At 72.9% G+C, this 20483-nt stretch carries 22 protein-coding genes; 9 read left to right on the plus strand and 13 right to left on the minus strand.

All coding sequences use genetic code 11. The features are described 5' to 3' along the window. Window positions 1-78: 78 nt before the first annotated feature. Window positions 79-1059, plus strand: coding sequence for a PfkB family carbohydrate kinase (locus ABIB53_RS07225; protein ID WP_354587670.1), 981 nt, complete (start codon window positions 79-81; stop codon window positions 1057-1059). A 12-nt stretch (window positions 1060-1071) separates the two neighbouring features. Here the strand turns inward: ABIB53_RS07225 and ABIB53_RS07230 are convergent, their stop codons facing one another. The 4 genes from ABIB53_RS07230 to ABIB53_RS07245 all read right to left on the minus strand — a co-directional run bounded on the left by ABIB53_RS07230 (window position 1072) and on the right by ABIB53_RS07245 (window position 4156). Beyond that, a complete protein-coding gene (locus ABIB53_RS07230) occupies window positions 1072-1878 on the minus strand; it encodes a class F sortase (protein ID WP_354587671.1) in 807 nt (268 codons plus the stop codon). Window positions 1879-1885: 7 nt separating this feature from the next. Beyond that, the gene (locus ABIB53_RS07235; RefSeq protein WP_123091147.1) at window positions 1886-2677 is read right to left on the minus strand and encodes a GVDTG sorting domain-containing protein; all 792 of its coding nucleotides are present in this window, start codon (window positions 2675-2677) and stop codon (window positions 1886-1888) included. A 151-nt stretch (window positions 2678-2828) separates the two neighbouring features. Further along, window positions 2829-3620 carry a GVDTG sorting domain-containing protein gene (locus tag ABIB53_RS07240; protein WP_354587672.1) on the minus strand — a complete coding sequence of 264 codons (792 nt, stop codon included), beginning with the start codon at window positions 3618-3620 and terminating at the stop codon, window positions 2829-2831. Between the two features lie 113 nt (window positions 3621-3733). Next, window positions 3734-4156, minus strand: a complete 423-nt coding sequence (locus ABIB53_RS07245) for a MerR family transcriptional regulator (RefSeq protein WP_354587673.1) — start codon at window positions 4154-4156, stop codon at window positions 3734-3736. A gap of 71 nt (window positions 4157-4227) precedes the next feature. Here ABIB53_RS07245 and ABIB53_RS07250 point away from each other — a divergent pair, with 71 nt between their 5' ends. Both ABIB53_RS07250 and ABIB53_RS07255 read left to right on the plus strand, forming a co-directional pair. Continuing rightward, window positions 4228-5430: an acyl-CoA dehydrogenase family protein gene (locus tag ABIB53_RS07250; protein WP_123091144.1), complete on the plus strand. Its 1203-nt coding sequence runs from the start codon at window positions 4228-4230 to the stop codon at window positions 5428-5430. After that, a complete protein-coding gene (locus ABIB53_RS07255) occupies window positions 5427-7001 on the plus strand; it encodes an acyl-CoA carboxylase subunit beta (protein ID WP_354587675.1) in 1575 nt (524 codons plus the stop codon). The genes ABIB53_RS07250 and ABIB53_RS07255 overlap by 4 nt, the downstream gene beginning before the upstream one ends. Before the next feature lie 19 nt (window positions 7002-7020). Here ABIB53_RS07255 and ABIB53_RS07260 read toward each other — a convergent pair whose 3' ends face one another. The 3 genes from ABIB53_RS07260 to ABIB53_RS07270 form a co-directional block, all read right to left on the minus strand. Beyond that, window positions 7021-7332 (minus strand): winged helix-turn-helix domain-containing protein, encoded by a 312-nt coding sequence (locus tag ABIB53_RS07260; RefSeq protein WP_068273435.1) that lies wholly within the window; start codon window positions 7330-7332, stop codon window positions 7021-7023. Then, complete coding sequence (locus ABIB53_RS07265) at window positions 7329-7778, minus strand: hypothetical protein (protein WP_354587676.1); 450 nt, start codon at window positions 7776-7778, stop codon at window positions 7329-7331. The genes ABIB53_RS07260 and ABIB53_RS07265 overlap by 4 nt, the downstream gene beginning before the upstream one ends. A gap of 65 nt (window positions 7779-7843) precedes the next feature. Continuing rightward, complete coding sequence (locus tag ABIB53_RS07270; RefSeq protein WP_354587677.1) at window positions 7844-8470, minus strand: Maf family protein; 627 nt, start codon at window positions 8468-8470, stop codon at window positions 7844-7846. A gap of 115 nt (window positions 8471-8585) precedes the next feature. Between ABIB53_RS07270 and ABIB53_RS07275 the strand changes: the two genes are divergently transcribed. Continuing rightward, entirely contained in the window at window positions 8586-9854 is a 1269-nt protein-coding gene (locus ABIB53_RS07275; protein ID WP_354587678.1) for a lipase family protein, read from the plus strand. Between the two features lie 78 nt (window positions 9855-9932). On the opposite strand, the gene ABIB53_RS07280 is transcribed toward ABIB53_RS07275, so the two are convergent. The 3 genes from ABIB53_RS07280 to ABIB53_RS07290 all read right to left on the minus strand — a co-directional run bounded on the left by ABIB53_RS07280 (window position 9933) and on the right by ABIB53_RS07290 (window position 13225). After that, a complete protein-coding gene (locus ABIB53_RS07280; RefSeq protein WP_354587679.1) occupies window positions 9933-10784 on the minus strand; it encodes a hypothetical protein in 852 nt (283 codons plus the stop codon). Window positions 10785-10854: 70 nt separating this feature from the next. Next, window positions 10855-12546, minus strand: coding sequence for a DUF885 domain-containing protein (locus ABIB53_RS07285; protein WP_354587680.1), 1692 nt, complete (start codon window positions 12544-12546; stop codon window positions 10855-10857). Window positions 12547-12556: 10 nt separating this feature from the next. Further along, window positions 12557-13225: an MOSC domain-containing protein gene (locus ABIB53_RS07290; RefSeq protein ID WP_354587681.1), complete on the minus strand. Its 669-nt coding sequence runs from the start codon at window positions 13223-13225 to the stop codon at window positions 12557-12559. A 158-nt stretch (window positions 13226-13383) separates the two neighbouring features. Between ABIB53_RS07290 and ABIB53_RS07295 the strand changes: the two genes are divergently transcribed. Next, window positions 13384-14313, plus strand: coding sequence for a putative endonuclease domain-containing protein (locus ABIB53_RS07295; RefSeq protein WP_354587682.1), 930 nt, complete (start codon window positions 13384-13386; stop codon window positions 14311-14313). 73 nt (window positions 14314-14386) lie between these two features. Here ABIB53_RS07295 and ABIB53_RS07300 read toward each other — a convergent pair whose 3' ends face one another. Together ABIB53_RS07300 and ABIB53_RS07305 are read right to left on the minus strand one after the other, a co-directional pair. Beyond that, on the minus strand, window positions 14387-14620 hold the full coding sequence (locus tag ABIB53_RS07300) for an acyl-CoA carboxylase subunit epsilon (protein ID WP_354587683.1): 234 nt from the start codon (window positions 14618-14620) through the stop codon (window positions 14387-14389). After that, the gene (locus tag ABIB53_RS07305) at window positions 14617-16251 is read right to left on the minus strand and encodes an acyl-CoA carboxylase subunit beta (RefSeq protein ID WP_201465885.1); all 1635 of its coding nucleotides are present in this window, start codon (window positions 16249-16251) and stop codon (window positions 14617-14619) included. Before ABIB53_RS07305 ends, ABIB53_RS07300 begins: the two co-directional genes overlap by 4 nt. A gap of 23 nt (window positions 16252-16274) precedes the next feature. Here ABIB53_RS07305 and ABIB53_RS07310 point away from each other — a divergent pair, with 23 nt between their 5' ends. Genes ABIB53_RS07310 through ABIB53_RS07325 form a run of 4 tightly spaced genes read left to right on the plus strand, consistent with a single transcriptional unit; the run spans window position 16275 to window position 19945 of the window. Next, a complete protein-coding gene (locus ABIB53_RS07310; RefSeq protein ID WP_354587684.1) occupies window positions 16275-17081 on the plus strand; it encodes a biotin--[acetyl-CoA-carboxylase] ligase in 807 nt (268 codons plus the stop codon). 16 nt (window positions 17082-17097) lie between these two features. Continuing rightward, window positions 17098-18216: an adenylate/guanylate cyclase domain-containing protein gene (locus ABIB53_RS07315; protein WP_123091132.1), complete on the plus strand. Its 1119-nt coding sequence runs from the start codon at window positions 17098-17100 to the stop codon at window positions 18214-18216. Between the two features lie 47 nt (window positions 18217-18263). Further along, the gene (locus tag ABIB53_RS07320) at window positions 18264-18935 is read left to right on the plus strand and encodes a response regulator transcription factor (protein WP_068273459.1); all 672 of its coding nucleotides are present in this window, start codon (window positions 18264-18266) and stop codon (window positions 18933-18935) included. Further along, on the plus strand, window positions 18932-19945 hold the full coding sequence (locus ABIB53_RS07325; RefSeq protein ID WP_354587685.1) for a sensor histidine kinase: 1014 nt from the start codon (window positions 18932-18934) through the stop codon (window positions 19943-19945). The genes ABIB53_RS07320 and ABIB53_RS07325 overlap by 4 nt, the downstream gene beginning before the upstream one ends. Here the strand turns inward: ABIB53_RS07325 and ABIB53_RS07330 are convergent. Further along, entirely contained in the window at window positions 19935-20465 is a 531-nt protein-coding gene (locus ABIB53_RS07330) for a GtrA family protein (RefSeq protein WP_251718610.1), read from the minus strand. The genes ABIB53_RS07325 and ABIB53_RS07330 overlap by 11 nt on opposite strands. Window positions 20466-20483: the final 18 nt, after the last annotated feature.

The following is a 20483-nucleotide window of genomic DNA, read 5'->3' on the forward strand; positions in this document are numbered from 1 at the left end:
GTAGGGCACGGCACGTCGTGACCGGAGCGGCTCGCGCTCCCGGCTACGGTGGCGGCACCCCGACGGAGGAGGCAGGTCATGACGGCGCCGCGTGTCATCCACACCGCCCAGGCGCTCGTCGACGCCGTGCTCGAGGTGCCCGCGCTGCCGCGCCGGGGCGCGAACTCCATGGCGTCGGGCTACGAGCGCTACGCCGGGGGAGCGGTCAACATCCTGCTCGCGGCCGCCCGCTCGGGCGCGACGTGCGTCCACGCCGGCGCGCACGGCGAGGGCCCCAACGGCGACCTCGTGCGCGAGGCGCTCGCCGCCGAGGGGGTGAGCGTGTCGGCGCCCGTCGTGCGCGGCGAGGACACCGGCATCTGCGTCGTCATGCTCGAGCCGAGCGGCGAGCGGACCTTCGTCACGACGCAGCTCGCCGAGCGCGAGATCACCGTCGAGTCCCTCCAGACCTCGCAGCCCGTCGCGGGGGACCTCGTGTGCGTCAGCGGCTACAGCCTCGTCGGGCGCACCCGCGACCCGCTGCTCGGCTGGCTGGAGAGCCTGCCCGCGCAGGTGCACGTCGTGCTCGACCCGGGGGCGATCTTCGCCGAGCTCGAGGAGCCGGTGCGGCGTCGTGCGCTGGCGCTCACCGACGTGTGGACCTCGAACGCCGAGGAGGGCGAGGCGCTCACCGGCGAGGTCGAGATGACGATGGCCGCTCAGGCGGCTCTCGCGCACCTCGCGCCGGGAGCGGTGGCGGTCGTGCGTGACGGGGCGAAGGGGTGCGCCGTCGCCTCGGGCGACCTGCCGGCGACCCTCGTGGCGGGCTACCCGGAGCGGGCGGTGGACACCAACGGCGCCGGCGACTGCCACACCGGTGTCCTTGTCGCGGAGCGCGCCCGGGGCACCGACTGGGTCGAGGCGTGCCGCCGGTCCAACGCCGCGGGTGCCATCAAGGTCACCCGCCGCGGACCGGCGACCGCCCCCACCGCGGCCGAGATCGACAGCTATCTCGACCGGTTGCCGGCTGAGCCCCCCTGCGGCTCAGTCCCCTCCGGCTCAGCCTCCCCCCGGGGCTGAGTCCCTGCGTCGTCAGCGCGAGCCGACGAGCTTCGCGTAGACGACGACGTTGTCGACGTGATGGCCGGTCTCGCCGTCGAAGAACCCGCCGCACGTGATGAGCCGCAGCGCGGCGTGGTCGACGGTGCCGTAGACGTCGTCGGTCGGGAAGTCGGACTTCGGGTACTGCCCGACGTCCTCGACGGAGAAGATCGCGGTCGTGCCGTCCTTGCGGTCGACCTCGATCTTCTGGCCCTTCTTCATCGCCCCGAGGTCGAAGAAGACCGCGGGCTTCTTGTCCCACGTGACGTGGGCGGCGAGGACCGACGGGCCGAGCTCGCCCGGGGTGGGGCTGCCCGTGTACCACCCGGTGCTCGTGCCGTCCTGCGGCACCTCCATCCGCTTGTCCTGCTGCAGACCGAGCTCGCCGATCGTGCTCGAGACGTCGAGGGAGGGGACGCGGACCTTCGTCGGCTGGGAGCGCGCGAGGGTCTCGCCGCTGGGGCGGACGTAGCGTGCGGCCGGCTTCTTCGCCGCGGTGGGGCTCGAGGAGCCCGACGAGCTGGACCCGCCCATGCCCATGTGCCCGGCGTGGGGGTCGGCGGAGCCCGCGGAGCCGGACGAGGACCCAGAGGTGCTCGCGCCGCTCGGCTCGGCGGCCGAGGACGACATCCCATGACCCTCGTGCGACCCGCCGGACGAGGCGACCCAGGCGGGGTCACGCGTCTCCTGCTGGCTCAGACCGTAGGCGACCAGCCCCCCGCCACCGAGGGTGAGGGCCGCGACCGCAGCCGCCACGCCGGTGGCGCGGCGACTGCGGTCAGTGGCGTGCTTCGACACGGCTCGCTCAGCGCTCCGTGGCCGGACGACGACGCGTGGCGACGATCGCGCCCGCGGCGAGGATCGCGAAGGCACCGGCGCCGAGCGCCCCCTTCGACTCCACGCCGTCGGTCGTGCCGCCACCGGTGTCGACACCACCGGTCGGGGCCGCGCCGACCGCAGCGCCGCTCACGGTGCCGCAGGTGGCCGGGTTCGTGGCCTCCTCCGGGATGCCGTCGACGCCGAGCGACTTGGCGAAGCTGGACTCGCCGAGCGCCTCCATGTCGTACTTGTCGTTGCCGTTCGCGTCCAGGCCGTGCTGGACGACGTGGAGGTTCTTCAGCTTCGCGCCGGCACCGGCCGGCAGCGCGATGGTGCGCTCGTAGCTGAGGTTGCCGTCGGCGTCGGCGACCGGCATGCGGTCGACGGCCAGGCCGCTCTTGGCGCTCGTGTCGCCCTTCGTCGTCAGCGAGATCATGACGTCGCCGTAGCGGGGAAGACCCTCCTCGGTGTTCACCTGGCCGTCGCCGTCCGCGTCGTCCGCGGCGGTGGGGCAGGTGAAGTCCTTGTTGGCGTCGAAGGACCCGTGGAAGTGCTGGGCGTGGGGCGAGTTGGGGGTGAAGCCGCTGCCCTGGATCTTGATCGTCATCTCGTCACCGTCGACGGTGACCTCGGCGGTCGAGGACGACCCGCTGTTGTTGCCCATCGTGTCGAGCAGCTTCATCGAGTAGCGGTCCTCGGCGCTCGCGCCCGTGGCGCTGGCGAGCAGCATCGCAGCCGCTGCCGGGACGACCATGCTGGCCTTGGTCAGGGTACGCATCGTGACTCCCTTGTCGTGGTGTCGACCGGCCCCTGGGGTCGGTCGGTCGTGACAGGGGTTCGGAGTCCTCACGAGGTCGGATGGGACAGGTTGCATCTTTTCTTGAGCACCCCGCAGCAACGGGACGCGAAGGGGGCCCGCCCGGGCCTGCTCAGCCCTCCCCGGTGAGGCGCCGGCGGCAGGCGACGAGCGCGCCGGCCGCGAGGATCGCGACGGCGCCCCCGCCCAGGGCCCCCTTCGCCTCGAGCCCGTCGCTCGACCCGCTGCCGGTGTCGACGCCACCGCTCGGGGCCGCCCCGACCGCGGCGCCGCTCACGGTGCCGCACGTCGCGGGGTTCGTCGCCTCCTCGGGGATTCCCTTCACCCCGGCCGAGCGCGCGAAGCTCGACTCGCCGAGGGCCGCGAGGTCGTACTTCCCGTTGCCGTTGGCGTCGAGGCCGTGCTGGACGACGTGGAGGTTGCGCAGCTTGCGGCCCGAGCCGTTCGGCAGCGGGAATGTGCGCTCGTAGGTGAGACGCCCCTTGGCGTCCGCGACGGGCATCCGGTCGACGGCCAGACCGCTCTTCGGGCTCGTGTCGCCCTCCGTCGTCAGCGAGATGATGATGTCGCCGTACGTCGGCAGGCCCTCCTCCGTCGTCACCTGGCCGTCGCCGTCCGCGTCGGCCGCGGGCGTCGGGCAGGTGAAGTCCTTGTTGACGTCGAAGGACCCGTGGAAGTGCTGGGCGTGCGGCGCGTTCGGCACGAAGCCCTTGCCGGTGATCTTCAGGGTCATCTCGTCGTCGTGGATGTCCATGATCACGGTGGCCGTGGCGCCGCTGCCGTTGCCCATCGTGTCGCGGAGCGTCATCGTGTAGCGGTCCTCGGCGCTCGCGCTCGTCCCCCCGAGGACGAGCAGCGTGGCCGCGGTCGGCACCGCGAGGGCAGCAAAGACTGCAGGACGCATCGTGACTCCTTCGTCTTCGACGGCCGTCTCCCCCCGGTGGGTCCGGCCGTCACGATGTCGTCGCACCCTACGCGCGCGACGGGGGGCCTCGTGCCCCGTCGACGAAAGTCGCGTCAGCGGGCGAGGGACCCGAGGTCCTCGCGGCAGCGCCGCTCGAAGGTGTCGAGCTCGGCGAGGGCGTCCTCGATGTCGCGGCGGCGCTGCTCGAGGTCGTCGCGGCGCTCCTCGATCTGCCCCAGGACGTACTCGAGCTGGCTGGCCCGCCCGCGCGGCGCGTCGTAGAGGTCGATGATCTTGGCGATCTCGTCCAGCGGGAAGCCCAGGCGCCGCCCGCGCAGCACGAGCGCGAGCCGGGTGCGGTCACGGCGCCGGTAGACGCGGGTTGTGCCCACCCGCTCGGGGCTGATGAGACCGAGCTCCTCGTAGTGGCGCACCGTGCGATGCGTGATGCCGAACTCCTCGGCGATCTCGCGGATCGTCCACGTCCGGGACCGCTCGTCGGGGTGCGACGACGGGGGAGTGGGACGACTTGTCATGGCCCGCATCGTGCTTTACGTTGACGTCAACGTCAAGCACTGGCGACCCCAGAGAGAGCGTGAGGACGACGATGTTCGAGCTGAGCCAGGACCACGAGGACTTCCGCGCCGCGGTGCGCGACTTCGCGCAGAGCGAGGTCGAGCCGCACGTCGCGCAGTGGGACCGTGACCACCACTTCCCGACCGAGGTCGTGCCGCGGATGGGTGAGCTGGGGCTCTTCGGCCTCGTCGTGCCGACGGAGTACGGCGGCAGCGCCGACGAGCAGACGAGCGACGGCCGGGTCGTCGGCGACTTCACCGCCCTGTGCGTCGCCATCGAGGAGCTCGGCCGCGTCGACCAGTCGATCGGCATCACCCTCTCGGCGGGCGTGGGCCTGGGCATCAACCCGATCCTCACGTACGGCACCGACGAGCAGAAGCAGACCTGGCTGCCCGACCTCGTCGCCGGGCGCGCCCTCGCCGGCTTCGGCCTCACCGAGCCCGACGCCGGCTCCGACGCCGGGGGCACCCGCACCCGCGCCGTGCGCGACGGCGAGGACTGGGTCATCGACGGGGCGAAGGCCTTCATCACCAACTCCGGCACCGACATCACCTCGGTCGTCACGGTCACCGCGCGCACCGGCACCGGCGAGGACGGCCGCCCCCAGATCAGCGCGATCCTCGTGCCGAGCGGCACGCCGGGCTTCACGGTCGAGGCCCCCTACGACAAGCTCGGCTGGCACATCTCCGACACGCACGGCCTGACCTTCGCCGGCTGCCGGGTGCCCGAGGCGAACCTCCTCGGCGAGGAGGGGCGCGGCTTCCGCCAGTTCCTCAAGACCCTCGACGACGGGCGCATCGCGATCTCCGCGCTCGCGTGCGGGCTCACCCAGCGCATGCTCGAGCTGTCGACCGAGTACGCGAAGACGCGCACCGCCTTCGGCCGCCCCATCGGCGCCAACCAGGGCGTGAGCTTCCAGGTCGCCGACCTCGCCCTCATGGCCGAGACCTCACGCGTGCTCACCTACAAGGCCGCGTGGCTCAAGGACGAGCACGACCGCGGGCGCCGCTCGGCCACCGAGGTCGCCAAGGCCGCGAGCATCGCCAAGCTCTACACCTCCGAGGCTGCCGTCTCCGCGACCCGGATCGCCACCCAGGTCTTCGGCGGCAACGGCTTCATGGAGGAGTACCCGGTCGCCCGCTTCTACCGCGACGCGAAGATCCTCGAGATCGGCGAGGGCACCTCCGAGGTGCAGCGCATGGTCATCGCCCGCCACCTCGGGCTGCCGGCGTGACGCCCCCTTCGCCCGGGTACCCCGCCGACCGGAAGGTCGCCGAGGTGCGGGAGCGGCTGCGTGCCGCGCACGCGGCCTCGGCCGCGCCGACCGAGCGCGCGAGGGCCAAGCTCGACGACCAGGGCAAGCTCTACGTCCGCGACCGGATCGACCTCCTCCTCGACGAGGGGACCTTCGTCGAGGACGGGCGGTACGCGAACGCCCTGGCGAGCGGGCTGCCCGCCGACGGCGTCGTCACCGGACGCGGCCTCGTCGACGGCCGGTCCGTGATCGTCATCGCGAACGACCCGACGGTCAAGGCGGGGTCGTGGGGCGCTCGCACGGTCGAGAAGATCGTGCGCGCCACCGAGACCGCGCTGCGCGAGGAGCTGCCCGTCTTCTGGTTCGTCGACTCCGCCGGTGCGCGGATCACCGACCAGGTCGAGATGTTCCCCGGTCGACGCGGTGCCGGACGGATCTTCCACAACCAGGTCGCGCTGTCGGGCAAGGTGCCGCAGATCTGCTGCCTCTTCGGGCCGAGCGCGGCCGGTGGCGCGTACATCCCGTCCTTCACCGATCTCGTCATCATGGTCGAGGGCAACGCCTCGATGTACCTCGGCAGCCCGCGCATGGCCGAGATGGTCGTGGGGGAGCGGGTCTCGCTCGAGGAGATGGGCGGGGCGCGCATGCACTGCACCGTCTCCGGCGTCGGCGACCTCCTCGTCCAGGACGACGCCGAGGCGATCGAGCTGGCCCGGCTGTGGTTCTCCTACCTGCCGCTCAGCTGGCGCTCCGACCTGCCGACCTACGAGCCGGAGGAGCCCGCGCGCCCGCTCACCGCGGCCGACATCCCCGAGCGCGAGAGCCAGCCCTTCGACATCCACGACGTCATCGACGGGCTCGTCGACGACGACTCCTTCTTCGAGGTCAAGCCGCTCTTCGCGCCCGAGCTCGTCGTGGGCATCGGTCGTGTTGCCGGCGAGAGCGTCGGCATCGTCGCGAACAACTCGATGGCGAAGGGGGGCGTCCTCTTCTCCGACAGCGCCGACAAGGCGGCCCGCTTCATCTGGCTGTGCGACGCGTACTCGATCCCGCTCGTCTACCTCGCCGACGTGCCGGGCTTCATGATCGGCTCCGAGGTCGAGCGCGCCGGGATCATCCGGCACGGCGCGAAGATGGTCTCCGCGGTCTCGTCGGCCACCGTGCCGCAGCTCTGCGTCGTCGTGCGCAAGGCCTACGGGGCGGGGCTGTACGCGATGGGCGGCCCGGGCTTCGGGCCTGACGCGACGATCGCGCTGCCGACCGCGCGGATCGCCGTCATGGGTCCCGAGGCGGCGATCAACGCGGTCTACGCGAACAAGATCGCCGAGATCGAGAGCAGCGAAGGGGTGGAGGCCCGCGACGCCTTCGTCGAGGCCCGTCGGGCGGAGTACCTGGAGGACGTCGACCTCGAGCGGCTCGCCGCCGACCTCGTCATCGACGACGTCGTCGAGCCCGAGCAGCTGCGTGCCGACATCGTGCGGCGGCTCGCGCACGCGCGCGGGCGGGACCGCCGCTTCTCCGAGCGGCGTCGGGGGATCCCCCCGGTCTGACCGTCGGTCCCGGTCAGGGTCAGGGACGGCCGCCGGCGATCTCGCGCAGGGCGTCGAGGTGGGCGGTGAGCGCGCGTCGTCCGGCGGCGGTGAGCGAGAGCCAGGTGCGGGGACGCTTGCCGACGTAGCCCTTGCGGACCTTGACGTAGCCCGCGGCCTCGAGCGTGCTCACCTGGCGCGAGAGGACCGAGTCGCTCACCTCGACGGTGTCGCGCACGGCGGAGAACTCGACCTCGTCGGACCCGGCCAGGGTCGTGACGATGCTGAAGCGCACCGGGGCGTGGATCGTCTCGTCGAGCCGGTGGCGGGCGTGCCGGCCGGGTGCGCTCATCGACGCGCGGCGCGGTGGATGCGGGCGGCCGCCAGGAGCATCGGGGCCGCGACGAGCAGGGCTGACAGGAGCACGAGCCACAGCTCGGGCTGGCGGCCGTGGCCGCGCCAGTTGAGCAGCCCGACCGAGACGACGACCATGACGAGGGTGCCGGCGAGACCGAGGTAGCCGGTGCGCTTGCTGTGGCGCGGCGCCGAGCGCGGTGCCCGGGTCTGCCACGTGGCCAGGCCGACGAGCCCGGCGAGGTAGGCGGCGGTGAGCAGACCCGTCCACGGGCCGCTGAAGAGCTCTCGGGCGGCGACGAAGAGCCCGATGAGTGTGCCGAAGCCCGCGACCGCCAGGGCGTGCACCTGGACGTCGCGGCGGTCGCGGACGGCGTTGGCCTCGGCCTCGGCGAGCGCGCTGCGGGCCTGCTCCGGGGTGGGGGTCGGCTGCTCGGTGTCCATGGGAAGCACGGTAACAACTACTTTCGTCTTTGGAAAGTAGTTGGTGGTGGTGGACCGCGGCGACGTCAGCGCGAGACGACCTCGAACCACCCGACGCCGAGGTCGAGCAGCATCCGGCGCAGCAGCGGCAGGCTCAGCCCGATGACCGTGCCGTGGTCGCCCTCGAGCACCTCGACGAAGGGGGAGCCGAGCCCGTCGATGGTGAAGGCGCCCGCCACCTCGAGCGGCTCGCCCGTCGCGACGTAGGCCTCGATCTCGTCGTCGGAGAGCTCGGCGAAGCGCAGCCGCGTCGAGGCCGCCGCCGAGGTCGTCGCGCCGGTGGCGAGGTCTCGCACCCACTGACCGGTGTGGAGCACCCCTTCGCCACCGCGGATCTGCCGCCACCGCTCGACGGCGACGTGCGGCTCGTGGGGCTTGCCGACCACCGCGCCGCCGACCTCGAGGACGGAGTCGCACGCGACGACGACGGGCGCGTCGTCCTCCTGCGGCCACGACGAGGCGACGTGCTCGCCCTTCGCCCGGGCGAGCTCGACGACGAGGCCGGCGGCATCCAGCCCGGGGTCCGCGGCGCGGGCGGCTCGCTCGACGGCGTCCTCGTCGACCGCGCTCGGCCGGGTCGTCGGGCGCACGCCGGCGCGTTCGAGGAGCTCGCGGCGGGCAGGGGAGGCGGAGGCGAGGACGAGGGGGCGCACGCCTGCACCGTATGACGCGGGACACGTCACGAGCGGTTGCCGGTCTTGTGACCCGTCAGTAACGTCGAGCGGGCCGGCTCGGACCACCGGGCTGCCTCACCGTGGAGGACCGTCGATGAAGACACGCCGCCGTACCGTGCCCGCGCTCGCCGTGGCCGCCGCCCTCGCCCTCGTCGCCGCCCCGGTGGCGAGCGCCGGACCCGGGGACGTCCCCGGCACCGCCGGCGCGCAGACGCTCACGGGCACGCCCGAGCCGGCCCGCCCGGCCTTCTACGAGCCGCCGGCGACGATCCCCTCGACCCCCGGCACGATCATCCGCTCGGAGCCGGCGCCGCTGCTCCTCGACCCGCTGCGGCTGTCGAGCTCGGTCGTCACCGCGACCCGGGTGATGTACTCCTCGACCGACAGCGCGGGCCGCCCGATCGCCGTGACGGGCACGATCTTCGTGCCGAAGACCCCCTACGTCGGGGCGTCGCGTCGCCCCTTCGTCTCCTACGCCCCCGGCACCCAGGGGATGGCCGACCGGTGCGCCCCGTCGCGCCAGATGGCCGAGCTCGTCGAGTACGAGGGCATCGGGCTCACGCGCACGATCGGTCGCGGCTACGCAGTCGGCATCACCGACTACCAGGGGCTGGGCACCCCCGGCACCCACACGTACGTCGCCCGCGGGGCGCAGGGCCACGCAGTGCTCGACATGGCGCGCGCCGCGCGCAACCTCCAGGGCAGCGGCGTGACGAGCTCGACGCCCGTCGGCCTCATGGGCTACTCGCAGGGCGGCGGCGCGGCGGCCTCGGCGGCCGAGCTGGCGGCGACGTACGCGCCGGAGCTCGCGATCAAGGGCTCGGCGATCGGCGCCCCGACGGCCGACCTCGCCTCGGTGGGGGCGAAGATCGACAGCTCCTTCTACTTCGCCTTCGCGACCTTCGCGCTCCTGGGCGTCGCCCAGGACGCGGGCATCGACCCCAAGCCGTACCTCAACAGCGATGGCGTGGCGCTGACCTCGAAGGTCGAGGGTGCATGCGTCTTCGACCTCTTCGACTACTCCTTCAAGGACAGCCGCAGGTACACCGCCGACGGGTCCTCGCTCACCGAGCTGCTCGGGCGGGAGCCCTTCGCGAGCGTCGTCGACGAGCAGCGCATCGGGCGGCGCACGCCGAACGCGCCGGTCGTCATCAACCACGCCGTCGCCGACGACGTCATCCCCTACGCCGGGGGCAAGCAGCTCGGCAGCGACTGGTGCGACCGGGGCACGCGCGTGACCTTCAACGCCGGCATCAACCCGACCCACCTCGGCGGCTTCCTCCCGCACGTGGAGAAGTCGATGCTCTTCTTCGAGGCGCGCTTCGCCGGGCTCAACCAGCCGAGCAGCTGCTGGCGGCTCTGAGGGACCCGCACCCCGCGGACGACGAAGGGGGACCCCCACGAGGTCGTGGGGGTCCCCCTTCGTCATGGGGTGGTCGGGTCAGTGCGTGAACTCCGCGTAGGTGATCGCGTCCTGCGCCCCGACGGCGAGGGCGGACGGGTCCAGGTAGAGGGTCAGGGTCCACCCGGACGAGTTCTTGTACGTGGCCGACGTGACCTCACCTGGTCCTGTTCCCGTGCGCGCCCAGTCGCCGCCGCCCGGTCCGTCGTACGCCCCCACGGTGTCCATGACCGAGGACCACGCGTAGGTGTCGGCGTCCGTCGTGCGACCCGCGCCCCATGCGCGGACGAAGCCGTCCGAGTACTCCCCGACGCCCGTCGGGAGCCCGGCTGCGACGTAGTTCTCCGAGTAGTCCTCGGCGGAGTAGTCGGCACCCTCCCAGTCGAAGCTCAGGCCGACGACGGCGTCCTCGTCACCTCGTGCGGCGGTCGCGGTGTCGACGACGAGGTAGATGACCTCGTCGGTGCTGGTGCGCTCGTACTTCACCTGGGTCCGGGCGTCCTGGACGAGGCTTGCTCCACGGACCCAGTCGCTCCCGCCGCGTGACGAGCTCGCGAAGAGCGTGGCGACCGTGTCGCTCGTCGCGTACGTGTCTGCCCCCGCGCGGTCACCGATGCCCCACGCCTGGACCAGCTCGTCCGCGTAGGCGCCTGCCGCTGTCGGCAGGTTCGCTGCGGGGACTGCGGTGGTCGTCGTGCTTCGAGAGGCCGACGTGCTCCTCGGCGTGGTGGGCCGAGACGACGTGCTGCTCGGCGCCGCCGTCTCCGTCACGGTCCGCTCAGAGACGATGACGGTCTGGGTAGCGGTCGCCTGCGGGCCGGAGCCCGACGAGCACCCGGCCAGTGCGATGAACACTGCGCAGGGGACGAGGATCATGTGCGGCTCAGGCATGGAGCACCTCAGGGTCGTGGCGTGTGTCAGCCCACGGTATTGGGGTGCCGCCTGTCCCCGAGGGCTTTTCTCAGAGCTCCTGGAGGACCGCCCGGCGCAGGGTGTCCAGGCCGACGCCGCCGATGTCGAGCGAGCGACGGTGGAAGGCGGCGAGGTCGAAGTCGTCGCCCTCGCGGCGGGCGACCTCGTCGCGCAGCTCCATCCACAGCCGCTCGCCGATCTTGTAGCTCGGGGCCTGGCCCGGCCAGCCGAGGTAGCGGTCGAGCTCGAAGCGCAGCTGCTCGGTGCCCTGGTTGGCGTGCGTGTCGAGGAAGGTCCAGGCCTTCTCGTAGGTCCACTCGCCACCGCCGACCTCGGCGGGCGCCTCGAAGCCGCAGTGCACGCCGATGTCGATGACGACGCGCGCGGCCCGCAGGCTCTGCCCGTCGAGCAGGCCCATGCGGTTGCCCGGGTCGTCCATGTAGCCGAGCTCGGCCATGAGCCACTCGGCGTACAGCGCCCAGCCCTCGCCGTGCCCGGAGGTCCACGCCGCGAGGCGGCGCCAGCGGTTGAGCAGCTCGCGGCGGTAGACCGTCTGGCCGACCTGGAGGTGATGGCCCGGGACACCCTCGTGGTAGACGGTCGTCAGCTCGCGCCACGTGCCGAAGGTCGTGACCCCCTTCGGCACCGACCACCACATCCGGCCGGGGCGGGCGAAGTCGTCGCTGGGACCGGTGTAGTAGATGCCGCCGGTCTGCGTCGGCGCGATGCGGCACTCGATGGTGCGCACCGGCTCGGGGATGTCGAAGTGCGAGCCCCCGAGGGCGCTCACGGCCTCATCGGCCTTGCCCTGCATCCACTCGCGCAGGGCGTCGGTCCCCTCGAGGCGGTACGCGGGGTCCTCCTCGAGGATCGCGATCGCCTCCTTGACCGACGCGCCGGGGCGGATCTGCTCGGCGACCTGCTCCATCTGCGCGGTGATGCGGGCGAGCTCCTCCTGGCCCCACGCGTAGGTCTCCTCGAGGTCGACCTCGCTGCCGAGGAAGGCGCGGGAGTGCAGGGCGTAGCGCTCGCGGCCGCAGCCGAGGGTGTCGGGCGCCTGCTCGCGCAGCGCGACGAGGGCGTCGGCGAGGTCGAGGTAGGCCTGGCGCGCGGCGGCCGTCGAGGTCTCGAGATCGGAGCGAAGGGGGGCGCTCGGCTCCGCGTCGCCGACCCGGGCGCTGCTCGCCAGGGTCCCGAGGTAGGAGTCGTCGGCGGCGAGCTCGCGGGCCTGCTCGGCGCACACGTCGACCTGGCGGCGCGAGGCGACGAGACCGCGGTCGGCGGCGTGGCGCAGCGACTCGGCGTACTGCGACAGCGCCTTCGGGATCGCGGCGATGCGACGGCTGATCGTCGCCCACTGCTCCTCGGTGTCGGTGGGCATGAGGTCGAGGACGTCGCGCACGGCCTGCATGGGCGAGGCGATGTTGTTGAGCTCCATCGCGTCGAGGCCGGCGGCGTGGATCTCCTCGGCCAGGCCGAGCCGCTCACGCATGGCCTCGACCGTGACGCGGTCGACGTCGTCGACGGGGGTGGCGGCCTCGAGCTCGGCGAGGGTGCGGCGGCGCAGCTCGCTGTGGGCGGCCAGGCCCGTGGGGGAGAGGTCGTCGAGGGCGTCCTCGCGTCCCGGTACCCCGAGGTAGGTCGCCTCGAGCGGGCTCAGCTCGACGGAGGCGTCGAGGTAGTCCTCGGCGATGCGGTCGATCTCGGTGCGCTGGCGCGGGGTGTCGGTGGGTGACGTCACGCGGCGGACGCTACCCCTTCGTGCGCACGACCCGCCGCATCGTCGTCGCCTCGGTGCTGCCCTCGAAGAGGCCGGTCGCGAGGACGAGTCGAGCGGCGTCCGGGTCGCCCATGAGCGCCCGCAGCGTCGTCGGCACGTCGAGGCCGCTGGCGGACGGCTCGATGACGACGGTGTCGCCGGGGCGGATGTCGCCGGGCTCGATCACGCGCAGGTAGGCGCCGGAGCGGCCGCGCTGCGCGAAACGCTTGACCCAGCCGCGCTCCTCCATGCGGGCGGCGAAGGTCGCGCACGGCACCCGGGGCCCGGAGACCTGGAGCACCGCGCCGCCGACCCGCCACGTGTCGCCGATCTCGGCGGCGTCGACGTCGAGGCCCTGCGTCGTGAGGTTCTCGCCGAAGAGGCCGGGGGCGAGGTCGCGGCCGAGCTCTGCGCCCCACCGGTCGAGCTCTTCGCGGGCGAAGGCGTAGACCGCCTGGTCGCTCCCGCCGTGGTGGCGGCCGTTGCCGATGAAGTCCCCCTCGACCCCCGAGACGCCGTGCCCGTCCTCGACGCGCTTGCGCCCGGGGTCGGCGACGGTGACGACGTCGACGGGGACCTTGCCGATGCCGGTGGCCTTGTCCTTCGGGACCCGCTGGTGCATCGGCCGCCCGACGTTGACGGAGATGACCTGGGGCTGCATGGGGGCGAGAGTATCCGCGGGTCGAAGACGGTGCGCACGGCCGGGCGTGCACGACGTCTTCGACTGCGTCGTCCACAGGGGGCCGTCTCGGACTGCCGCCCTCCCCAGGCACGAGGTGGCCACCCGCGCGCGGTGGCCGGCCGCTCCATCCTCGCCGCATGATCTCGGAGACCACCCGTCGACGGGTCGAGCGCGCCGAACGTCTCTCGCTCGACCATGGCGGAGTGCTGAGCCGGGGCCAGCTGCGCAGCCTGGGCATCGAGCGAGGGGTGACCGCGCGCTTGGTGCGTGACCGCCGGTGGGCGGCATGGGGGCGGCACAGCGTGGTGACCCATTGCGCCGAGGTGGAGCTCGTCGGTGCGTGCTGGCGCGCGGTGCACGAGGTCGGCGGGGGTGCCCTCGTCGACGGCGTGAGCGCGCTGCGCGCCGCAGGGGTGAGCGGGCTCGACGGCTCGGTCGTGCATGTCTCGGTCCACAGCCTGCAGCGCTCACCCAGCGTGGACGGCGTCGCCGTGCACAAGGTGTCGAGGCGCGTCGAGGGGGAAGCGGCGGGAGCCGGTCTCCCGCGCACCCGGCCGGCGATCGCTGCCCTGCGCGCGGCCCAGTGGGCGGTGAGCGATCGGCAGGCCGCCCTCTACCTCGCCGTGCCGGTCCAGCAGCGTCTCGTGACCGGAGCTCAGCTGGAGGCAGCACTGGACCAGTACCCGGGCCGGAGGCGTCGGGCCTTCGTGGCGACGATCGTCGCCGACCTCGTCGACGGAGCGCACTCGCTCGGGGAGCTCGACTTCGCCGCGCTGTGCCGCCGACGTCGTCTGCCCGAGCCCGAGAGGCAGGTCGTCGTGACCGGCTTCGGGGGCCGGTGCTACCTCGACGTCCGCTGGCGTGAGGGGCTCGTGGTCGAGGTCGACGGACGCCGCCACCTCGAGGGGCTGGCTCCGGTCCAGGACATGCTGCGCCAGAACTCCGTGAGCATGTCAGGCGACGTCGTCCTGCGGATCCCTCTGCTGGGGATGAGGCTCGAGCCGGACGCCTTCGTCGACCAAGTCGAGGCAGCCCTCGCGCTCCTGCGGGGGCGGGCACCGCGATGAGTCGAAGACACCCTGCACGCCTGGACGTGCGGGGCGTCTTCGAACGCGCGAAGGGGGAGGGGGCGAAGGGGGGTCAGCGGGGGAAGGCCGAGGCGCGCCAGCCGCCGGGGCCGGGGTGGACGTCGCGGCGCACGAGCCGCTCGCGGCTGGTCCAGCGCGAGGTGCTCGCCGGGGCGGGCTCCTCCTCGCCGCCACCGAGGCCCGAGAGGACGGCGACGAGCGCGGCGACCTGCTCGGGCGTCGCGTCGCCGACGATCTCGACGGCCTGCGCAGACGTCTCCTCCGCAGAGATGTCGTCGGCCGTCACAGCGGGATGTTCCCGTGCTTCTTCGCCGGCAGGGTCTCGCGCTTGGTGCGCAGGGCCCGCAGGGCGCGGCTGACGTTCAGCCGGGTGTTGCTCGGGGTGATGACGGTGTCGACGTACCCGCGCTCGGCCGCGACGTAGGGGTTGGCCAGCGCGTCCTCGTACTCGGTGATGAAGGCCTGGCGGGCCGCGTCGACGTCCTCGCCCGCGGCCTGCGCGGCGGCGAGCTGCTTGCGGTAGAGGATGTTGACGGCGCCCTGCGCCCCCATGACCGCGATCTGGGCGGTCGGCCACGCGAGGTTGATGTCGGCCCCGAGGTGCTTGGAGCCCATGACGTCGTACGCGCCGCCGTACGCCTTGCGCGTGATGACGGTGACGAGCGGCACGGTGGCCTCGGCGTACGCGTAGATGAGCTTCGCTCCGCGGCGGATGATGCCGTCCCACTCCTGGTCGGTGCCGGGCAGGAAGCCGGGCACGTCGACGAAGGTCAGCACCGGCACGTTGAAGGCGTCGCACGTGCGCACGAAGCGCGCGGCCTTTTCGGACGCGTCGATGTCGAGGGTCCCGGCGAACTGCATCGGGTTGTTAGCGACGACGCCGACCGATCGACCCTCGACCCGGCCGAAGCCGCAGATGATGTTCGGCGCGAAGAGCGGCTGGGTCTCGAGGAACTCGCCGTCGTCGAGGACGACCTCGATGACCTTGTGCATGTCGTAGGGCATGTTCGCCGAGTCCGGCACGATCGTGTCGAGCTCGCGGTCGAGGTCGGTGACCTCGAGGTCGAGCTCGTCCCCGAGCACGGGCGGGTCCTCGAGGTTGTTGCTCGGCAGGTAGGACAGGAGCGCCTTGACGTACTCGATCGCGTCTTCCTCGTCGCTGCCCATGTAGTGCGCGACGCCGGACTTCGTGTTGTGCGTGCGGGCACCGCCGAGGTCCTCGAACTCCACGTCCTCGCCGGTGACCGTCTTGATGACGTCGGGGCCGGTGATGAACATGTGCGAGGTCTGGTCGACCATGACGGTGAAGTCGGTGACGGCCGGCGAGTACACGGCGCCGCCGGCGCACGGGCCCATGACGAGCGAGATCTGCGGGACGACGCCGGAGGCGTGGACGTTGCGGCGGAAGATCTCGCCGTACAGCCCGAGCGAGACGACACCCTCCTGGATGCGCGCGCCACCGGAGTCGTTGAGCCCGACGACGGGGCAGCCGACCTTCATCGCGAAGTCCATGACCTTGGTGATCTTCTCGCCGAAGACCTCGCCGAGGGACCCGCCGAAGACGGTGAAGTCCTGCGCGAAGACCGCGATCGTGCGCCCGTCGACCGTGCCGTAGCCCGTGACGACGCCGTCGCCGTAGGGCCGGTTGGCCTCCTGCCCGAAGGCGACGCTGCGGTGCCGCGCGTACTTGTCCATCTCGACGAAGGTGCCCTCGTCGAGGAGCAGCGCGATCCGCTCGCGTGCCGTCTTCTTGCCCTTCGCGTGCTGCTTCTCGACCGCGCGCTCGGACCCGGCGTGGGCCACCTCGGCCACGCGCCGCTTGAGGTCGGCGAGCTTGCCGGCCGTGGTGTGCACGTCGATGTCGGCGGGGACGTCGGTGCCGCCGAGGGACGCTGCGGTGTCGGTGCTCTGGGACATGGGCCGGAGCCTAGCCTTGTCGTGTGGAGCCCACACCTGTCGTCCGTGAGACCCTCGCCGCACTGCGCCCGGGGCGCGCCTGGGGCGAGGTCCGCCTCGTCGACGAGGTGGGCTCGACCAACCTCGAGGTGCGCGGCCTGCCGGTCTGGTCGGCGGTCGTCGCCCGCCGCCAGAGCGCCGGACGCGGTCGCCGCGGCCGTGCGTGGTCCGACACCGAGGGCCACGGCATCGCCTGCTCCCTCCTCGCCGAGGTCGACGTCGACGGCCAGGGTGACGGCGCGCTCGGCTGGGTCCCCCTGGCCACCGGGCTGGCCGTGCGCGACTGCCTCGTCTCGCTCGGTCTCGACGCAGCCCTCAAGTGGCCCAACGACGTCCTCGCCGGCCCGTCCGAGCAGAAGGTCTGCGGGATCCTCTGCGAGGCCCTCCCTCCCAGTGCGAAGGGGGAGCGACCTCGCGTCGTCGTCGGCGTCGGCGTCAACCTCGACCACGAGGCCGCCGACCTGCCGGTGCCGACCGCGACCTCCCTTCGCCTCCTCGCGCGGGCGGCCGGCCGGCCCGCCCCCACCCGCGACGAGGTCGTCCCCGCCCTCCTCGACGCGCTGCGCGACCGCCTCGACCCGCTGGACCTCACCTCCCTTCGCCACGACTACCGCGAGGCCTCCGCGACCCTGGGGCGCGAGGTCGACGTCCACCTGCCCGACGGCAGCGTGCTGCGGGCCCGCGCCGAGGGGGTCGACGACGACGGTCGGCTCCGTGTCGCCGGCCCGCAGGGCTCGGCTACGGTGAGCGCGGGTGACGTGCACCACCTGCGTCACCAACCACCGTCGTAGGCCCGAAGGGAGCGCCATGCCTCAGGCCCGGCCCCCGGCACCCGGCGCGGACCCGCACCCCGAGCCCGACCCCGGTCTCGACCCGCCCGCGGTCCTCGACCCCAACCCCGACGCCCTCGAGCGCGCCCTCCTCGGACGCCCCGCGTCGATGGGGCGCCGCGAGGTCTCCCGCGGCGCCGGCGTCTCGATCCGCTCCGCCCGCAAGTTCTGGCACGCGCTCGGCTTCCCCCTCGTGGGGGAGGAGGACGCGATGTTCACCGAGGCAGACCTCGAGGCGCTGCGCCAGGTCGCCGAGCTCGTGCGCAGCGGGGTCCCCGAGGAGTTCGCCCTGTCGATGGCCAGGGCGCTCGCCCGCACCCTCGACCGGCTCGCCATCTGGCAGACCCAGCTCGTCGCCGAGGCGATCGCCGAGGAGGTCGCCGAGCTCGGCGGCGACGACCGGCCCGCCTACGACCTCGCGTCCTCGCAGCCGGTGCTCGAGGAGACCGCGGTGCGGATGGCCGAGCTCGCCGACGAGCTCGAGCCGCTCCTCGTCTACGTGTGGCGCCGCCAGCTCACCGCGGCGATCAACCGCAGCCTCGCCGACGCCCCCGAGGCGGACGGCACCGGCGTCCCGCGGGTCGTCGGCTTCGCCGACCTCGTGAACTTCACCGCCGTCGTGCGACGGCTGTCCGAGCGCGAGCTCGCCGACATGGTCCAGCGCTTCGAGATCCTCGCCAGCGACGTCGTCACCGCCCACGGCGGGCGGGTCGTCAAGACCGTCGGCGACGAGGTCATGTACCTCACCGGTGACGCCGCGCCCGCCGCCGCCATCGCGCTCGACCTCGTCGAGGCGATGACCGAGGAGCCGCTCCTGCCCGAGGTGCGCATCGGCATGGCGCACGGCCCGGTCGTCAGCCGGCTCGGCGACGTCTTCGGCACGACCGTCAACCGCGCGAGCCGGCTGACCGCCGTCGCACCCTCGAACGGCGTCTTCGTCGACGACTCCCTCGCGCGCCAGCTCGCCCCCCTCAGCGGCTTCACGACGATCCGCACCCGGCAGCGCTCGCTGCGCGGGATCGGGACCGTGACCCCCTCCCGGCTCGTGCGCGTCACCGGTGTCCGGGACCGCATCGACGTCACCGCGCACCCCTGAGCGCTCCGGTCGGCGGATCGCAGATCCCGCCCCTACACTCAGGCCCCATGACGCGAGTGCTGCTGGCCGAGGACGACACAGCCATCGCCGACCCGTTGACCCGTGCGCTGCGTCGTGAGGGCTACGACGTCGACGCGTTCGTCGACGGGCGCGAGGCGCTGGACGCCGTCGTCGCCTCGGGACCCGACCTGCTCATCCTCGACCTCGGGCTGCCGACGCTCGACGGGCTCGAGGTGTGCCGCCGCGTGCGGGCGAGCGGCTCGGCGGTCCCCGTCCTCATCCTCACCGCCCGGGCCGACGAGGTCGACACGGTCGTGGGGCTCGACGCCGGCGCCGACGACTACGTCACCAAGCCCTTCCGGCTCGCCGAGCTCATGGCGCGCGTGCGCGCCCTGCTGCGCCGCACCTCCGCCGAGGAGGCCTCGGCCGAGAGCGTGCTGCGCATCGACGCCGAGGCCCGCCGCGCGTGGTTCCACGGCGAGGAGCTCGCGCTCACGGTCAAGGAGTTCGAGGTCCTCTCCGTCCTCGTGCGCGAGTCCGGTCGCGTCGTGCCCCGCGACCGCCTCATGGCGGAGGTCTGGGAGACCGAGTGGTTCGGCTCGACGAAGACCCTCGACATGCACATCTCCGTGCTGCGCCGGAAGCTCGGTGACGACGCCTCCAACCCCCGCTACATCACGACGGTGCGGGGGGTCGGCTTCCGCTTCGACGCCGGATGAGGCGCCGCGCCCTCTCCGCGACGACGCTGCCCCTCGTCGTCCTCGCCGTCGGGCTGGGCCTGCCGCTCGTCGCCGCGCTCTTCGTCGCCGCGAGCGACCCGGAGCGCGCCCTGCAGGTCGAGCCCGGTCACCTCGCCGGGTGGGCCGCCGTCGGCCTGGCCTGGGTCGCCCTCGTCGTCGCCGGCAGCGCGATGCTCGCCCGCCGGGCGAGCGACCGGCTCGCCGACGAGCTCACCGGCACCATCGGCGAGCTCACGCAGCGCGTGCGCACCCTGGGCGAAGGGGGAGCGCCCGCCCCCCGCTCGGACGTCGCCGAGATCGACCGGCTGGCGCAGGTCATCACCGCGCGCGACGTCGAGCTGAGCCGACGCACCGCGACCGACCGCGACTTCACCGCCGACGCCGCGCACCAGCTGCGCACCCCGCTCACCGCGCTGCTCATGCGGCTCGAGGAGCTGGCGATCATGGACGACGTCGACGAGGTGCACGAGGAGGCGCAGGTCGCCATCGCCCAGGTGGTGCGTCTCGGCGGGGTCGTCGAGGACCTGCGCGCCCGCACGCGCACCGACGAGGTCGAGCTGCCGGTCATCTCGCTGGACTCGGTGCTCGCCTCGATCCAGCGCGAGTACCTGCCCGCCTTCGCCGCGGAGCAGCGCAGCATCCGGGTCGCCGGCCAGCGCGGGCTCATGGTCCGGGTGCGTCCCTCCGACCTCAGCCAGATCATCGGCGCGCTCGTCGAGAACGGCCTCAAGCACGGTGCGGGCACCGTCTCGGTCGTGCCGCGGCGCAGCGGGCCGAGCATCGTCGTCGAGGCGCGCGACGAGGGCCGGGGGATCCCCATGGCGATCGCGCCGCACATCTTCGAGCGCTCGGTGACCTCGCAGGGCACGGGCCTGGGGCTGGCGCTCGCGCGCGACCTCGCCGAGCGCAACGGGGGTCGCCTCCAGCTCGTGCAGACCCAGCCGGCGGTCTTCGAGGTCTACCTCTCAGACGGGCACGTCACCCGCTGACGGGCTCGTCCTCCGCCAGGGGAGAGGTGTCGACGTCGAGCGGCTCGTTGGCGAAGACGAAGCGTCGGTAGGCCCAGAAGCGGAAGAGCGTGCCGAGCCCGATGCCGAAGATCGTCGAGATGTTGTCGGCCAGGCGCGACTCGAGGCCCATGACGTAGTGCGAGATGACGAGCGTGAGCGTCGAGATGACGAGCGCGATGCCGTTGACGACGAAGAAGAGGGTGACCTCGTGGGCGACCGGGCGGCTGCGCCGGTGGGCGAAGGTCCAGCTGCGGTTCCCGAACCACGCGAACATCGTCGCCGCGACACCGCTGAGGATGCGGGCCGTCGTCGGCTTCTCCTCGAGCACGGTGTGCGTGAGGAGGTTCATCCCGCCGAGGTCGATGACGAAGGAGATGAGGCCGATGACCCCGAACTTCGCGACCTCGTGCCAGATGGTGTCGACGAGGCCACGCAGACCCGTGCGGGCAGGGCCCGGCGCCGGTGCGTCCCCTGTCGGGGTGTCTGGCGTGGTGGGCACCGGGGGAGCCTAGTGCGT

The organism is Janibacter sp. UYMM211 (assembly GCF_040547045.1).
Taxonomy (GTDB): domain Bacteria; phylum Actinomycetota; class Actinomycetes; order Actinomycetales; family Dermatophilaceae; genus Marihabitans; species Marihabitans melonis.

Excerpts from the sequence above, each read along its gene's own strand:
- ABIB53_RS07225 (WP_354587670.1), top strand. The coding sequence starts at position 79 with ATGACGGCGCCGCGTGTCATCCACACCGCCCAGGCGCTCGTCGACGCC.
- ABIB53_RS07235 (WP_123091147.1), bottom strand. The coding sequence starts at position 2,677 with ATGCGTACCCTGACCAAGGCCAGCATGGTCGTCCCGGCAGCGGCTGCG.
- ABIB53_RS07240 (WP_354587672.1), bottom strand. The coding sequence starts at position 3,620 with ATGCGTCCTGCAGTCTTTGCTGCCCTCGCGGTGCCGACCGCGGCCACG.
- ABIB53_RS07245 (WP_354587673.1), bottom strand. The coding sequence starts at position 4,156 with ATGACAAGTCGTCCCACTCCCCCGTCGTCGCACCCCGACGAGCGGTCC.
- ABIB53_RS07250 (WP_123091144.1), top strand. The coding sequence starts at position 4,228 with ATGTTCGAGCTGAGCCAGGACCACGAGGACTTCCGCGCCGCGGTGCGC.
- ABIB53_RS07260 (WP_068273435.1), bottom strand. The coding sequence starts at position 7,332 with ATGAGCGCACCCGGCCGGCACGCCCGCCACCGGCTCGACGAGACGATC.
- ABIB53_RS07265 (WP_354587676.1), bottom strand. The coding sequence starts at position 7,778 with ATGGACACCGAGCAGCCGACCCCCACCCCGGAGCAGGCCCGCAGCGCG.
- ABIB53_RS07275 (WP_354587678.1), top strand. The coding sequence starts at position 8,586 with ATGAAGACACGCCGCCGTACCGTGCCCGCGCTCGCCGTGGCCGCCGCC.
- ABIB53_RS07280 (WP_354587679.1), bottom strand. The coding sequence starts at position 10,784 with ATGCCTGAGCCGCACATGATCCTCGTCCCCTGCGCAGTGTTCATCGCA.
- ABIB53_RS07290 (WP_354587681.1), bottom strand. The coding sequence starts at position 13,225 with ATGCAGCCCCAGGTCATCTCCGTCAACGTCGGGCGGCCGATGCACCAG.
- ABIB53_RS07295 (WP_354587682.1), top strand. The coding sequence starts at position 13,384 with ATGATCTCGGAGACCACCCGTCGACGGGTCGAGCGCGCCGAACGTCTC.
- ABIB53_RS07305 (WP_201465885.1), bottom strand. The coding sequence starts at position 16,251 with ATGTCCCAGAGCACCGACACCGCAGCGTCCCTCGGCGGCACCGACGTC.
- ABIB53_RS07315 (WP_123091132.1), top strand. The coding sequence starts at position 17,098 with ATGCCTCAGGCCCGGCCCCCGGCACCCGGCGCGGACCCGCACCCCGAG.
- ABIB53_RS07320 (WP_068273459.1), top strand. The coding sequence starts at position 18,264 with ATGACGCGAGTGCTGCTGGCCGAGGACGACACAGCCATCGCCGACCCG.
- ABIB53_RS07325 (WP_354587685.1), top strand. The coding sequence starts at position 18,932 with ATGAGGCGCCGCGCCCTCTCCGCGACGACGCTGCCCCTCGTCGTCCTC.